Here is a 15,914-nt window from a genome sequence, read left to right on the forward strand (position 1 = left end):
TTTTGTTTAACCCTGCAAGGTTTTTAAAACCATTCTATTTTTAAATCCTTAATTAAGGTCGCTCCACTTCTTACGGTTCCTGTATGCTGGAAACTTACACCGCCATACTTGTTAGGAACTATTTCGGCTTGCATATCTACTACATTTACAACACCATCCTCACCATGAACTGTAAAATAATCTAACATATTTTCAGCATGCACCATTAACTTATTGCCTTTAACAGTAACTGTGATTTTACAATTTGGTCGGTAACAGGATGCCGATACTGGGTCGCTAATAGCTGTAGCTATGCCATTATTGTATTTCATTAAAATAAAATCGATGGCATCATGATATTTGGTAGTGCGGATAAGGCGTAAGGCATAGCCATTCATCTTTTCAACATCCATTTTAATACCTATATCCATATACTGGGCGCGTGCACTACTAAAGCCCTGCCCTGCGGTTTTAGAGGGCACTGCTATAAAGCTCACCTGCATATCCCCAAAGGTATTACCAACAGGCGTATAGCGCATGCGGGCACCTTTGGTGTTTTGTACAAAACCTTTGGTGCCTGCGGCACCGTTAATACCCTCGCCATAGTACCAAGGGTCTTGGCTATTATCGCCTTCCCAATCAAAATCATGGGTGTCGGCTGGTGCATAGCTATCCAAAGCCCAAAAGCCGGGTAGTGTTTGGGGTTGATATTTACCTGACATGTGCTCCAAGTCGGCCATCAAAATGCTAGAGTTGTCGGTCACATGTTTTGCGGTAATGGCTTTTATATAAACAGCAGTTACAGGTGCACCGGGGTCGCAACGCAAATGGTTGGGACGCACACTGGCCATAATGTAATACCCGATGTCGCCTGCAGATAGTGTGTAGTCTGCCATAGGCTCATTAAACCTAGACACGGCAATTTCTATAGGGTTACTCCCTTTGGCATCGGTACAACGGTACCAACTAATGTGAGATTGGTCTTCATAAGGCATATCCAACGTATAATTCACATGGAGTTTACCCGCTTTGGGTTTGGTGATGCTTGGTGATTTAATAAACGTTGGTGGATCAATAAATGAGGGGGCTATATACAATACACTCGCCCACTCCAATCCGGAAGCTGTCGATGCGGTAACAATAATCTCTTTTGTCTCCGGTTCATTGTTGGTCGGCACGACCAAACAAGTACCATCATTGTTTACTTTTAATGTAGCAAAAGGTTGATATTCCGCTGCGAGTTTCCAGTTAATAGGAATGCCTTTGATTTCATAATTACCAAAACGATTTACGGTGGCTTCTAACAACAAACTGTCCTTACCAGTTTCCAAAGTTTGTCGCGTGGGCTGAATAATAAGTTGTGTTGGAACCGTGGTGTAGTTGTTTCCGGTACTTTTCTCGGCAGCCTGTACCATGGGTTTGATTCCCATAGGATCCCAATCGTCATCCCCCCGCAATAAATTATAGGTATTGTAAACTACCTGATCGTTGTACTGAAACCGGTAGGCGTTTAATACGTCTTTACCGGTCATGTCCACAGTAGCATAGGATTCATTTTCACTAAGCATAATAGGCGTCCCATTCAAACGGACATCGTATTGGTAGTACCGTGCTTCTACATCGGGGATATCCCGCCAGCCAACATAATCTACGTGTTCTCCGGAAAAACGTGTATCGACAGCCGTTACGGGCCCACGCCCTTTTACAAAATACTGAGGACCGCGGGAAAACGATTCAATATCTGAATTAAAAAACACGGCTCCTGTACCGCGCGTACCTCCAAAAGGTTTTGATGAATATACGCCTAAGGTACAGTTAAGATACACGGCAGAACCATTTAAAGCATCGTCGGTAGATTCAAAATGGCACCGGTCAAACAGCGTACGTTTGCTACCCAGAAATGGCATGAGATTCAGGCGACTCATAAAACGGGTATTGCGGGCTACAACTTTATCACCATCCGCAAAAATGAGCTGTGCCTGGACTATGGCCGAGCCTCGTTTCTCCCTGTTGAGTTTAGGATTGAGCGGATATACCAAGTCAATATTGCAATAGTTACCAAAGGTGATATTCTCGGCACTGGTACCGTCTCCACTTATTCTAAACATGGTAAAGTTTCCTTTGGATCCCATGGTTTGCCCTCGATTACATGCTAAAACTACATTTTGCGCATCATCAGACAAGCCTTGAAATCGCAACCATTCACATTCAATTTCCAACCCAAAAGGTGCTCTTTGATTACCCTTTGGTATTCTAATTTCTGGGTCGTCTGGATCATCTATCCAATACACCCAAGGTGCTATGTACAAAACCATAGGGTCATATTCGGAGCCATTGGTAAGGTGTTTGGAAGCTTCGTTTACAGAATTATAAACATAGTTATATTTAGCGGCTTCTTTATCTGATAGTTGTCCATCAAGAAAAAAGGCCTTAGGACCCAGAATAATTTTTTGCCCTTTATAGACAATATGGTCTTTATGAAATTCTAAATCCTGGTACAAATCACCTTGATGATTTTGTGCTGGAGCAAAATAAAACCCTAGCAACATACATAGTATACTTAATAATGTTTTGTTTCGTGTTTGGTTAAATAACATAGTTTAGCTTTATTTGTTATTTGTGAAGCCAAGCTACCACAGCGCCTTCTATAGGAGTTTTTAAATTAGTAACCTGTTGCTTAACTCGTATTTTTGTTTTGATAATTTCACCAGTTTTTGGGTTAATCCAGTCCAATTTATATGATTTTGAATCGTTGTTTAAATCAATATTTATCTGGGGCATATCACTGTAAATAATATAACCCAATCCTTTTTTTCCAAGCACATAATCATTATATCCTGAATGTTTAGTGGTATAACTTAACATATTTACGGCATCTTCAAAAAAGGCTTCATCATCTATAGTGGGCAAAGACGCAAAGGAGCCCCCAGCCATAAAGGTAGCCCAGTTAGAATAGGGTGCTCCTCTTTGCGAATACACAACAGCCTTATTAGGGTATTTGGTTCTATACTCAAGAACAGCCCTGTAAATTTGATCGAAAGAAGTCTCTCCAGGATTCATGATACGGGCATATTGCCGAGCTGCTAGACTAACACCTCCGGGCGGCTCATAAGTACTACCATCGGCACGGTATTTCCATTGTAGGATATCTATAACATCTATTAATTTGGAATACTTGGGATTGGATAAGATAGTGTCTTGTACATCTTTGGTACCCGATAGCATAACCAATACGTTTTGGTTGTTTTCTTGCTCCCATTCGGCAATAACGTCCAACCAGAATTCCACAAAATGCAAAGGGCCTGTATATTCCCAACCAATATGGTGTATAATGTTCTTGTTATCTTTAAAGTTATCTAGGCTCTTACGAATGTAATTACGGTATAACTTAGTACGCACTGCATTGGTAGTGTCGTAAAATGCTTCGGCCATATAAATACGCTTATCTCCAGCGTATGCGGGGTTTTCTGCAAAGCCAGTATTATTAATATTGTTAGCAGTTCGCCATGGGTAATCTGCCCAGTGGGCTCCTTCTTCAATAATATTATGCTGCAAAAAATGTTCCTGTACATATAGCAGACCATTGTAATCTGCCAAGTCGGCAAATGTCTTTAAACGATTCCAGTACCAAGTATTCCATTTGGTAAGGTCATATTTACTCAAACGATCAAACGCTTCACCCTGGCCGCTTCTGCTAAAGGGTTGCTCATAAAATGGCGCCCAAACATCGGCATCGGCACGTCTGGTTCTGGCATGATCATCACGGCGACGTTCATACCAAAGTGCTGGAAAGCTTTGCATAACAGTGGTATGCCTTTCTTGCATGTCATCAACCAAGACATCTAAATCGTCTGTAAGTCCTCTACCTATACGTCCCGGCACAAACCTAACCAAATTGGGGCTGGGTCTTCGTAATTGGGAGGGCCTTGTGGAGCCACGCCATAATGAGGTTCTATTTCTACCTCCATATAGGATTTTATCGTCTTTAATAAAGCGTCCGTCTTTAAGTTCTACACGAACAACATCAGCTTTAAGTTGTTTGATTTTATTGTCTGCTAGCCCCCAAGTTTTAGCTTTTGAAACATCAGAAGTAATGGGGTATTTTTCAATCATTTGATCAATCCAAGCATCCATAATTAAATCAGGAGTTCTAGAACGCTCACTATATTGAGCAGTTAATTCAGGCAATGGCGCAGTGGTTTCATTAGACTGATACACCAATATTTTATCTTGTTCTTCTGATTTTTTGCCGGTACGGGCTTCCAGTTGTGCATAAAAAATACTTTCTGGGTTTATAAAGGTATGTTGCAATTCATGGTGACCACTTCCATAACCTTGTGCCCAGCTGCCATAGGCCCAATTTTGGGCTTCGGGTGGTTTTGTTAAATGGATTTTAGCAGCCCTGGTTTGCCAGCTTAATGAGTTGGCTGTACTCCAACCCCCTCCTTGACCATCCACATCGCGATAGTCAAAACTAAGCGAACCCCCATCTATGGTTGTTTTATCAAATAGAATACCGCTAGACCAACCGCCCACAGCACCACTAAAATTATAGGGCAAGTAGGAGTAACACTGTACAAAGGCATTGGGTCCTGGTGTTGTAAAGCCTACAGAGTAAGCATGATAGGCATACTCGGCATAACAACGTTGAAATAGTACTTGCTGCCCAAGAGTTTGAAATGCATAACGGCGATAGTTACCTATTTCGCCAACAGGATGAAGTGATTTACAATCTTCTACTGTAATGCGTTTAGCGGTTTCCCAAATGGCCACTGCGGAACTTACAAAATTTTCAGCCACAATGCGACGTACCCAGGAATCACTCACACTTTCCATGGTAATGGCCATCCAGCTGTGATTTTCGTCTTTATCGTTGGTTGGGTCGTAAATAGACTCACAACGTATATTCTCAATACCCACATGATCTATTCTACCATCCCAGTTATAACGAGAAACGGTACCACTCCCATATTTTGGGTCAATACCATTGGTTAAGGGGGCATCTAAAGTAATCGTGTTGTCTGATATAGCCACAACGCTGCGATCCCAATTCATATCAAAATCACCAGGTTCCCACTTGGTAAGTGTATAGTCTACATAAATGCCTATTTTATCGGCACCAATACTTTCTATCCATTCTTTTGTTGAGGGTCTATTTACAATCACCTTATCACCAACTTTAAAGGGATGGTCTTTAGAGAAAGATAATTTCGTTGTGTTTACAGGAAAGTATGCTTCTTCCAAAGCTACGGGGGTTTCCAATACACGATTGTTTGTCCCAGCTACACGAATAAGTGTTTCACGGTTTTTACTGGTAGCCAAAAGGACCGTACCATCCTGGTCACTTCCACTACCTCGTAACACCACACCACTAGTAGAAATCAATAAACTTCCATTAATTTTATAGGTTCCTTCTTTTAGAAGAATGGTTCCTCGAAACCCATTCTTATCTACAGGCAAACTGGAAACATGATCAATAGCCGATTGTATTAATGATGTTGCATCACCTGCTATTTGTTCAATGATAAGCACCACTGGCACATTGGGCAATGGTGCTTCGGAAGCCTTATAGCCACAATAGGAATAATCGGGAACCCGATCGCCGTTAGGCTGAAGCTTATATTCTAAGGCACCTGCTTCAGTAATGTGTATTGGAGAATCCTTTGTTGTTGTAAAATGCAAAAAAGCCATAGCTGGAGCTACCAAAACAATTAAAATAATATAAAACGTTAGCCGCTTGATCCATTTTGATTTCATAGTATCATACTTTTAGTTTATGGTCTTTAGATACCCGATTAATAGCTTCATATTTCTAATATAAGCACCTGTTGAAATGTATTCTTGCCCAGAATCGTCTGGATAAGGTGATGTATCATATTTGTCGCCTACACGGGTAGTTGCATATTTATCGGTATCACCCCCTGTTGGCTTACCATCTCCTATATAAGGATTACTTATAAAGGCCCTAGTAGATAACCATCTGTTTTGGTCATCCAAAGCATTAACTATTTCACTAATTCTTGATTCGTCTGGTTTAAAATTGAACACATACCTATTTAAATCATAAAAGTTTTGTGGTGTACCTTCGGCGGTAAACTCTTGCGGCTTTAGTGGGGAATCTTTGGTAGCTTCTTCTTCAGATAGTTTTAATAGTTTGTTATACTCATCCTTTATTTCTTGGATGTTTACAGACGTTTTGCCTCCATAGTGAGACAATAGATTTTTGTCATTATGATCTACATAATATTCGCCATTAACCACATTGGAACCTCTTCTATGCACATATATGGCTTCATTGGTGTTAATATCTATAAATGTTGGGTGGGTGCGCCTACCTTCCGCTTGGCTTTTTGGAAGCTTAGAGGCTTCTAACCATGCAATGCCTCTTGGCACACCTTCAAGGTATTTTTTATCTCCTGTTAACCGATAAAACTTCATGAGCAGGAATAAATTTTCACGAGTTGCACCAGGTAAAAATGCTGCGGGTTCATAGGTTCTGGCACTAGCCGCTCTCATATTCATATCTACTTGTTGGCCCCAAGCTCCTTTAGGATCCTGTGAAATTTTGTAGAAGTTCATCCCTCTATAAATAGGTTCCAGAAAACGCGCTTCACCCAACACTAAATAACACTGCATTAAAAAGTGTATGTTTTCCCAAATAACATCGTCGTTAAATGTATAGAAAGGGGTGTAATCTGGAAAACCTGGCTTTTCATAACCTTTTACCAATGGGTAACGCTGTGGCCATCCTCCATTTTCGTACTGGCTCTCTAGTATAAATGCAATGGCTTTATCTAATGCAGGCTTATAGGCAGGATCCATTTTTTCTAAATACATCCTTAAGAGGAACCTAGCGGCATCGGAAGTCACATCGTCATCAAAAGTCGCATTTCCATAATAGTGTTGAAATTCCTCTAAACGCCAGCCATTTTTACCAATGGTACTATACCATTGTTTTAAGGATCGGTCGCCTGCAAAATCAATCATATAGTTCCAACCACCTTCATGACTTTGACCCCAAATAATAGCATTAGCAGCTTTTTGGGCAGCTTTATAGTAATATTCGTCTTTGGTTGCTTGGTAGGCATCCAAAAACACGTGCCCCATACTTATGGTGCCTGGGTGTTGCAACCATATCATGGTTTTGTAGGCTTCCATTTCGCCCCACTGTCTTGAGAAGTCAGGCATATAATACCATACATAACCACCGTTGTTGCTTACATCTTCCACCATATACTTAGTGGCTCTATGCATGGTTTCTATAATATTTTCCTTGGTTAACTGGGTTTGGGCATTGAGGGTTAATACGATAAGGGTAAATGACAAAAAAATGAGGCGTTGTCTAGTTGATTTCATTAATGAATTATTTAAAAGTTAGTTTGGTCTTATTTTTTAAAAACAATAAATTGGTCTGCATTCAATTGCTTAGGTGTAATCTTAATTTCATAAACAGCACCTTTAAACCAAGAAACTTTATTCATACGTACACCTATGGAACTTTGTCCGGTTTGTATGGGTAAAAATGAATAATCCTCTGACAATTCCAATGTCCCATTTACATAGGTTTTAATACTATTTTTCCCTACTACCAAAGCCACATGGAACCACTTCCCTAAGGGGTGTAATAGCGTTTCATCTATCAATGCTTTTTTGTTAGTGCCCGAAGCTGCAAAACCATCAAAGTACCATTGTTCTTTTACGGCACGAATTTCCAGCAGCATACGATCTTTTGATATTTCTCCTATGTGCAAAACCCGTTGCTCGAAAGGGGCATCTTTTGCAGGACTAAAGATCATTTCCACAGTAAATTCCTCCATACCAGCCAACGGCATATCGTTTGAAAATATAGCATCGTCAACACCGTCAAAATAAACCGCTTTCCCATATGGGGAATCCATTATTTTAGGATTTCCTGAAATGGTGTTAGATTCTGCTACAAGCCGGTCTGCAACCAACCATTTGGTAACCATATGCCCCATTTGGTCTGTTTTAGAATTTTGACTATTTACATTAAAGGAAAGGAACAAAAGAAATAGTCCAATTAGTTTAGTTGTTATTTTCATCTAATTAATTTTAAACCATATTTTTTTTAACACCAGCAACTGCTTATCATGCTGAAATATTACTTGTTTTTTTAATAAATAAAACAATCAAGTAAAGGGGCTGCTTAATTAGATTATTGTAAACAGTGTAATCGATTACTCAAATATATTTAAAAAAAAAACTTATCCAAATTAAATGACGTTAAAATTAAATATGATTAGTTAGTTTATAGTTAATCTGGAAGTTAGACTTGTAATAGACTAAATGGTTTAATGCAAATAAAAAATTAATAGTTCACCGTTTTTGGCTTATGCCTTTTTAAACCAAAATATAGAATTACTATAAAACACACTAGAGGAATAATATAACCTGATTGAATATCATCTTGCTTCATATCTATTAAAGTTCCCATAATATATGGAAGAATGGCTCCCCCAACAATAGACATTACTAACCAAGAAGATCCCGTTTCTGTATTAGATTTTAGGCCAACCAAACCTAATGAGAAAATAGTGGGAAACATGATTGACATAAAAAAGCCTATGCCTCCCAATGCATAAATAACATAAATCCCAGTTCCGTAAATGGCCACCAAGCAAAGCAGTACATTAAGCAAACAATATGTGGATAGTAATATATAATCTTTTACATATTTCAAAAAGAAGGTTCCCACAAAACGTCCCAACATAAACAAAAAACCATATACCCCTAAATAGTATGCTGCTGTTTTTTCATCCAACCCCGCCCCTTGTTGTGCTATTCTAATAAAAAAGCTGGTCACACAAACTTGGGCACCTACATAGAAAAACTGTGCGATGACAGCCCAACGGAGATGCACTATTTTTAAAACGGCAAAGAAGCCCGATTTAATTTTGTCCTGCGGTGAGGCCTCTAATTTCAACGCGGGCAACTTCATAAAATACACAACTACGGCTACCAGAATAAGTACACTACCCAAAACAATATAAGGGAGTTTCACAGAAGAGGCTTCCTGCATTAAATAGGCTGATCGGGCGGTTTCGGTCATTGCATCCATTTGATCTGGTGTGTAGTTTTTTCCTGAAAGAATGAATAAGGACCCTATTACCGGTGCTACCATAGCTGCCAGTCCGTTAAAGGACGCTGCTAGGTTCAATCGCTTGGATGCCGATTCTGGTGGTCCCAAAATAGCTGCATAAGGATTGGCACTCGTTTCCAAAATGGTGAGTCCGCTACCAATCACAAACAAAGCAAATAAAAACAGTTCGTAGGTTCTGGTATTCGCAGCCGGAACAAACAGAAAAGCGCCGATAGCAAAAACTAACAACCCGGTAATGATACTGTTTTTGTACCCAAACTTTTTGATAATCATCCCGGCCGGTATGGCCATCAGGAAATATGCAAAAAATACAGCTGTGTCAATTAATGTCGATTGTCGGTTGTTCAACTCACAGGCCTTTTTCAAATGAGGTATCAATATGGAGTCCAAGTTGTGGGCCATTCCCCAGAGAAAAAATAAAAAGGTTATCAGTATAAATGGAAACAAATAGTTCCCTACCAAACTTGTACTTTTTGGTGCTGCCAAAGGCGCACTATCTTGACCTGTGATTTGCATATTCAAATAGTAAACTGTTAAACGTTCTTCTTTACAAGTAATAGGTGATCGCACACCAAAACCACATCGCCATGTTGGTTTATTATTTCAACGTGTTCGGTAACCGTCCCCATGTCCGGCCGTTTCGCCTCGCTTTTATCAGATATCGTGATTTCAGAGTGAATAGTATCTCCAATGTGCACCGGTTTTACAAACCGTAAACGGTCGTAGCCCTTAGAAAATGCTTCAGGATTAATTTCCGAAGCCGTTAAGCCAATCCCGATACTAAATACCATGGTACCGTGTGCAATACGCTGCCCAAAGGGTTGCGTTTTACACCAGGCTTCGTCCATATGATGCGGAAAGAAATCGCCGGTATGGCCGGCATGCACCACAAAATCGGTTTCGGTAATAGTTCTCCCTAAAGTAATACGCTTATCGTTAAGCTTGTAATCTTCAAAAAAAGTGGATTTAAAATACATAATGCTTTTGTTTTATATGTTGTTTAATGATACGCCACCGAGTGCATTGCTTTCATAACAGGCCTCTACCACACGCATGGTATCCAATACATCCTGAACACTGGTGTGCAGGGTGGTATCAGACCCTTCTTTATATCGCATTAAGTTAGACATGGTGCCTATAAAGGCCTCTGGAAACCAAGAGCCTTCTAAATCTAAAGATTGCCATTGGTACGTTTCGCCATCTTCTGCTACCGCATATTCAAAGGTATCGGGCAGACCGTCGGGGTAATTCATCAACAAGCCCATTCTGGCTTTGATAGCGCCTTGGGTACCCTCCCATTTGATATAGCTTTCTTGGTGCCTCTCTCCAAAATGGTGGTCGTGGTTCGTTTTAATAGACACGCTCATCGTGTCACCATAATCTAAAATAATGGTCGATCGGCAAGATGATAAGTCCTTTAAAGGATGCTTAGTTGTTCGCGCCATGACACGTGTTGGATTCCCTAAAAAGGAGCGAATACAATCAATGTAATGCACACTGTGAAACAGTATTTCCAATCTAGGATGTTGCTTTATTACTGGAAACAATTCCCAAGGGGTATTAACAGTTACCTTGAACTCCAAATCATATAAATTGCCAATAACCCCTTGGTCTATTATATGCCTTGCGGCGCTAACAAAAGAAGCAAAGCGCAACTGGAAATTAATAGCAGCCACCAGGTTTTTACGCTCGCATACCGCCACAATCTCCTTAGCTTGCTTTAAATCGTTACCCATAGGCTTTTGTATCAATACCGCAGCACCATCGGGTAACTGTTCCAGTATACTAATGTATTGATCCGGCAATACGGTAATATCATACACAGCATTGACCGGGGCGTGTTTAACCGCTTCGGCCACATTCTCGAACACATGAGGTATGCCATAGGTTTTAGCAAAATCATGCGCTTTGGAAATCGTTCTGTTGGTAATTCCAAACACGTCAAACCCTGCCATCTTATAGGCCGGTAAATGGGCATCTTTTACAATCCCACTGGCACCGATAATAATAATAGGCTGTTGCGTTTCCGGTAGTAATGGTTTATAGTTAACTGTCATTGTTTTTGAATGTTTTGGATGTTATGTTGAGTCGCTTCCAAAAGCTTTTTGGAAGACACATCACTCTGCAAAGCGTTCAGCACCATACCATCTATTAGTGCTGCTACCTTAGGCCAAACAGGTGTTTGCGGCAAGGTTTGTGCATTCTCATGCAAACGGGCCAATTTATTATAATAGGGTATGGTGTTATTAATGTCGGTATCCTTCCAGGTGGATTTCCTGCAACCTATGCCCCCTTCATTGGTCAACAGCTTATCACTTGCCGGGGTGGTTGCAAATCGCAAAAAGTCATAGGCCAGAGGTTTATGTTCACTGCCGGACCCAATGGTGTAGAGCCAATAAACATTCAGCGAAGCCGGGTCGCTATCTTCTGCACAGGGCAATTCTGCAATATCCACACAACCTTTTACGGTGGACGCTTCAATCACCTCACACATGGAGGCAAAACCAAACCAATTAATCGCCATCGCCGCTTCTCCCTGAGCGAAAGCCATTCCGGCTTCTACAGAGCCAAAATCTTTGGAGCCCGGGTGTGTGGTTTGTTTATTATTGACTATATGTCTGTAAAAGTCCAATGCTTTAACCGCCGCAGGCTGGTTAATATTGATATTATTTTCTGCGTCCAGCAAACTACCACCGCGTGTCCATAGTTGCAAACAGAAATCGAATACCATATTATGCCCATCCGGAAAATTGGCAAACACCACTCCGTATTGATTCTTATCCGGCCTGTTAAAAAAAGTAGCCATATCCTCAAACTGCGTCCAGGTTGTAGGCGGTTTCAGGTCGTAGCCATACTGTGTCTTAAACTGCTGTTGTTCTGTTTCGTCATTAAATAAATCCGTTCGGTAAATCAAGCACTCGGGTCCGTCATGAAATGGAAGTCCGTAGGTGCTCTGATTAATTTGTTGTAAATGCAACAGAGACTCATGCCAACCTTCCGGATAATTTAAAGGAGGTTGCTGGTGAATATAGGGTGATAAATTTTCAACCGCTCCGGCCGTCACGGCATCCAGAATCCAATCGGTATTCATATGGGCAATGTCCCAATCCCCTTTTTTCAGTCCGCCTTGAGTCAGCGTAGCGTCGTATAAATCATGAAGTTCCAGAGGTACCATCTCCACTTTAATGTCGATGGCATTTTCAGTACAAAACTGCGCCCAAAGTTTTTTTAAGGCAGATTCAAAAGGATCAAATTTTCTAACGGCTATTCTAAATGTTTTCATGCATGGTGATTTAATTCTTTTAAAATGCGTTCGTTATCTTCTCCCAGCTTTGGCGAGCCTTTTCCGGCGGTAAACAATGCGCCATCTATTTTTATAGGGCAACGGGTGGTTTCATAAGCATAGCCATCCTGCATAGTCACCTTTTGAACAAAATCCAATACCTTAAAGCCTTCCTCTTCAAAAAGCTCCTTATAATTCAGTACGTTGGCGCACCAAATATCGGCAGGTTCCAGAATGTCGAGCCAATGTTTTGTAGATTGGGTCTTTAAATGTTTAGCCAAAACTGCTTTTATCTTATCCCTTAAATGAAACTTGTTTTCTGGAAATTTCAATAGGTCTTCACATCCTAATAGTTCTGCCAACACAGGAATAGCACCCATAGCCAGCGCTAAATAACCATCTTTGGTCTTATAAATCCCGTAGGGGGCTCCCAAATAGGCGTGGGCGTTATTAGATTTGGTGCGTACAGGCAGTTCCCCACCATCATTAAAATAGGTGGTAATGGTTTCAAACTGAAAATCGATGGCCGATTCCAACATACTCACCTGCACCAAAGCTCCTATGTTTTTTACTGTTCTTCTATATAAAACTGCCAAAATCCCTTGGGCTAAATGGGCACCAGCCAGCATATCCACTATAGAGAGCCCCATAGGCACCGGGCCATCGTTTTGATTGCCCGTCAACCAGGTTAAGGCTGTGAGGGATTGTAATAATAAATCCTGTCCGGGATGCTCTTTCAAATCCGGGTGATTACCATAGCCTGATATTTCAGCATATACAACCGTTGGGTTAATGGCTTTCACCACCTCGTAACTCAAACCAATCCGTTCCATTACCCCCGGTCTGAAATTATGCATCACTACATCGGCACGAGCTATCAATGCTTTAATATGCTCTAAATCCTTCGGGTCTTTAAAATCAACAGCAAAGGATTCCTTATTTCTATTAATTGTATGAAAAATGGACGATTCGCCATTCATAATTAAATCTGAAGTATACAAGGTTCGGCAAATATCACCTTTGCCCGGTTTTTCTATCTTAATAACACGTGCTCCCAAGTCTGCCAGACGCAAACTAGCCGAAGGTCCGGATAAAAACTGACTAAAGTCTACTACTAAATAATCTTCTAAAGGTTTCATCTGTTCATTTTTATTTTATATTTCGGTCAGATGTTACACCCTAATGATCATTCTCGTGTGTGTTAAACAATTTGTCATGGGTGTTTCATTTAATCATTAATATAGTGTTCACGTATACTGATGGTATCGGCACCCACTTTGGGTGCTGCCTTGGCTGACTTTAAAATAGCCCCATCTATTTGAATAGGGCATCGGGTGGTAACCATCGTATTTCCATCGGCACTCGTTACCGTTTGTTTTAGTTGCAAGTCTTCCATAAAAGCCTTGCTATTCAAAGTGTGGTAATCCAGCACCTTTTCACACCAGAGTCCCTGTGCTCTCAATACCTGAATCCAATAATCAGAGGGCTTGGTGATAATCTTTTTACTCAATATTTTTCTAATAGCAGCTCTGGAGCGGAACCATGTTTTTTTATCGGTGTACTTGCTTAAATCTACTTCCAAAACCTCGCCCATTAAGAGTAAGTCGCCCATCGCTAATGCCAGATACCCGTCACTAGTTTCGTAAATACCATAGGGTGCACTTAAAAAAGCATGAGCACTGCCCCGTACATTCCCCCGGTCGGCCAATTTACCGCCATTATTTAAAAACATAGTAATAGCCTCAAATTGCACATCCAAAATAGATTCCAGCAAACTTACCTCCACCAAGACCCCTTTTCTGGTTTTAGCACGTTTAAGCAAGGCTGCCAAAATACCCTGTACAAAATGATTCCCACACATCAGGTCGGCCACCGCCAACCCAAAAGGTACAGGGCCTTGGATACTTTTACCACTCAGCCATGTTAAGCCCGAGAGCGATTGTAATAACAAATCCTGTCCGGGTTTCTTGGCCCAGGGTCCTGTACTGCCGTATCCGGTAATAACCCCATAGATAATTTTAGGGTTGATGGCCAAGGCTTCTTCAAAACTCAGTCCAATTTTCTCCATCACGCCCGGTCTGAAATTATGAGTCATCACATCGGCTTTGGCTATAAGTTGTTTTACCTGTTCCAGATCGTCGGGGTTTTTTAAATCTGCCGCAAACGATTCTTTATTTCTATTAATGGTATGGAACAGCATACTGCTGTCGTCCACAAACAAATCTTTAATACTAAGCTGCCTACAAGCTTCTCCTTTTTCGGGACGTTCAATTTTAATAACACGAGCACCCAAATCTGCCAATTTTAACCCAGCTGACGGCCCCGCCAAAAATTGGGAAAACTCAAGTACCAATACTCCTTCTAACGGCAACATTACGGCTTCATTTTTAAAGATTCCACATAAAGCGTATCTAAGGCATCCAATACCGTCTTTTCATTACCACCTTGCATTAAATATTCCTGTACCACATCTCCTGCACGATCCTGAAAGTACATGTGCCCATAATATCGGGGACGTAAAAAAGCACGCTCTAAAGCGGGCAGGGTGTTTTTAAAATAATCGTGTGTTAGTTGATTGATCCTATCACTTTTCCAAGCTTGTAAATGTCCGGGTTGCCCACCGTTATCTGCAAATATGGTTTGTTGTACTTGCGATGACATGGTAAATTCCACATACTTCATCGCCTCTGGAATATGCTTGCACGAAGCCGAAACAGCTAACCCAGTACCGCCCAATGAACTGATCATGGGCTTATTATTTAAGCTAACCAAATCATAAAAATGAAGCAGCTTTTTGGCATAGCCTATTCTAGAATAATTAGAATACCCATAGGCAAACGGACAATAAGCAATGGCATTGGTATTAACCATGGCCTCATAAACCTTAATGGGGTTTCTGTTAAAATTCTCAGCATCTATTAATGTTGCTAGCTCACGAAACATTTGCAACGCCTGCTGTCCCGTTTCATAAGATACAACCCGCTCCTGCGATTGAAAGGGAGCCTCGCCCAAACTACAGCAATACGAATAAAAACTCATTAACACATCTATGGGTATGCCAGCAAAAGCTACCAAGCCTTTTTTAGCCAGTGCCATTAAATCGTCGTACGTTTTAGGAACTTCCAGACCATGTTTTTCCAAAAGATCCAATCGTGCCGAGGCTACCGGTGTGGCAGCATCTAAGGCTAGAGCCCAGGATTTGTTTTCAAAAACATAGCTTTCAAAAGAACGTCCTATGGTATTCGTTTTTTGGTCTTCTATAAAAGCCTCCGGCAAATAATCGGATAGTGGTAAAATGACTTTAGATTGCGACCCAAACCCCGTCCAGGGATGGTCTATCACCATCAAATCAAACCGCTTTGCCAAATCCTCGATAGAAGCATCAGCAAATTCTTGTAAACTTCGTTTTTCCCATGTAATCTCTACTCCAGGGTTTAATTCAGAAAAACGCTGTGCTGTTGCCACCATGGGCACCAAGCCCCTGGTATGATTCCATGTAATACCTTTTAGTTTTTTCATTTCATATTCTTT

Annotated in this window: 11 protein-coding genes; all 11 read right to left on the reverse strand. The window is 40.9% G+C overall.

Going from position 1 to position 15,914, the window contains the following annotated elements:
* Positions 1 to 23: 23 nt before the first annotated feature.
* The 11 genes from AC5SR4_RS03455 to AC5SR4_RS03505 all read right to left on the reverse strand — a co-directional run bounded on the left by AC5SR4_RS03455 (position 24) and on the right by AC5SR4_RS03505 (position 15,902).
* On the reverse strand, positions 24 to 2,576 hold the full coding sequence (locus AC5SR4_RS03455; RefSeq protein WP_495358144.1) for a hypothetical protein: 2,553 nt from the start codon (positions 2,574 to 2,576) through the stop codon (positions 24 to 26).
* A gap of 16 nt (positions 2,577 to 2,592) precedes the next feature.
* A complete protein-coding gene (locus AC5SR4_RS03460) occupies positions 2,593 to 5,736 on the reverse strand; it encodes a DUF6298 domain-containing protein (protein WP_495358145.1) in 3,144 nt (1,047 codons plus the stop codon).
* A 12-nt stretch (positions 5,737 to 5,748) separates the two neighbouring features.
* The gene (locus AC5SR4_RS03465; RefSeq protein ID WP_495358146.1) at positions 5,749 to 7,335 is read right to left on the reverse strand and encodes a pectate lyase; all 1,587 of its coding nucleotides are present in this window, start codon (positions 7,333 to 7,335) and stop codon (positions 5,749 to 5,751) included.
* Positions 7,336 to 7,364: 29 nt separating this feature from the next.
* Positions 7,365 to 8,042 (reverse strand): LamG-like jellyroll fold domain-containing protein, encoded by a 678-nt coding sequence (locus AC5SR4_RS03470; protein ID WP_495358147.1) that lies wholly within the window; start codon positions 8,040 to 8,042, stop codon positions 7,365 to 7,367.
* Positions 8,043 to 8,308: 266 nt separating this feature from the next.
* The gene (gene fucP / locus AC5SR4_RS03475; RefSeq protein WP_495359152.1) at positions 8,309 to 9,616 is read right to left on the reverse strand and encodes an L-fucose:H+ symporter permease; all 1,308 of its coding nucleotides are present in this window, start codon (positions 9,614 to 9,616) and stop codon (positions 8,309 to 8,311) included.
* Between the two features lie 17 nt (positions 9,617 to 9,633).
* Positions 9,634 to 10,077: a MaoC/PaaZ C-terminal domain-containing protein gene (locus tag AC5SR4_RS03480; protein ID WP_495358148.1), complete on the reverse strand. Its 444-nt coding sequence runs from the start codon at positions 10,075 to 10,077 to the stop codon at positions 9,634 to 9,636.
* 12 nt (positions 10,078 to 10,089) lie between these two features.
* The gene (locus AC5SR4_RS03485; RefSeq protein WP_495358149.1) at positions 10,090 to 11,157 is read right to left on the reverse strand and encodes a Gfo/Idh/MocA family protein; all 1,068 of its coding nucleotides are present in this window, start codon (positions 11,155 to 11,157) and stop codon (positions 10,090 to 10,092) included.
* A complete protein-coding gene (locus tag AC5SR4_RS03490; protein WP_495358150.1) occupies positions 11,154 to 12,383 on the reverse strand; it encodes an ABC transporter substrate-binding protein in 1,230 nt (409 codons plus the stop codon). The genes AC5SR4_RS03485 and AC5SR4_RS03490 overlap by 4 nt, the downstream gene beginning before the upstream one ends.
* Positions 12,380 to 13,522: a CaiB/BaiF CoA transferase family protein gene (locus AC5SR4_RS03495; protein WP_495358151.1), complete on the reverse strand. Its 1,143-nt coding sequence runs from the start codon at positions 13,520 to 13,522 to the stop codon at positions 12,380 to 12,382. The genes AC5SR4_RS03490 and AC5SR4_RS03495 overlap by 4 nt, the downstream gene beginning before the upstream one ends.
* An 89-nt stretch (positions 13,523 to 13,611) precedes the next feature.
* Positions 13,612 to 14,757, reverse strand: coding sequence for a CaiB/BaiF CoA transferase family protein (locus AC5SR4_RS03500; RefSeq protein WP_495358152.1), 1,146 nt, complete (start codon positions 14,755 to 14,757; stop codon positions 13,612 to 13,614).
* Entirely contained in the window at positions 14,757 to 15,902 is a 1,146-nt protein-coding gene (locus tag AC5SR4_RS03505; RefSeq protein WP_495358153.1) for an ABC transporter substrate-binding protein, read from the reverse strand. The genes AC5SR4_RS03500 and AC5SR4_RS03505 overlap by 1 nt, the downstream gene beginning before the upstream one ends.
* Between the last annotated feature and the right edge of the window lie 12 nt (positions 15,903 to 15,914).

It is taken from the genome of Aestuariibaculum scopimerae (assembly GCF_059428085.1).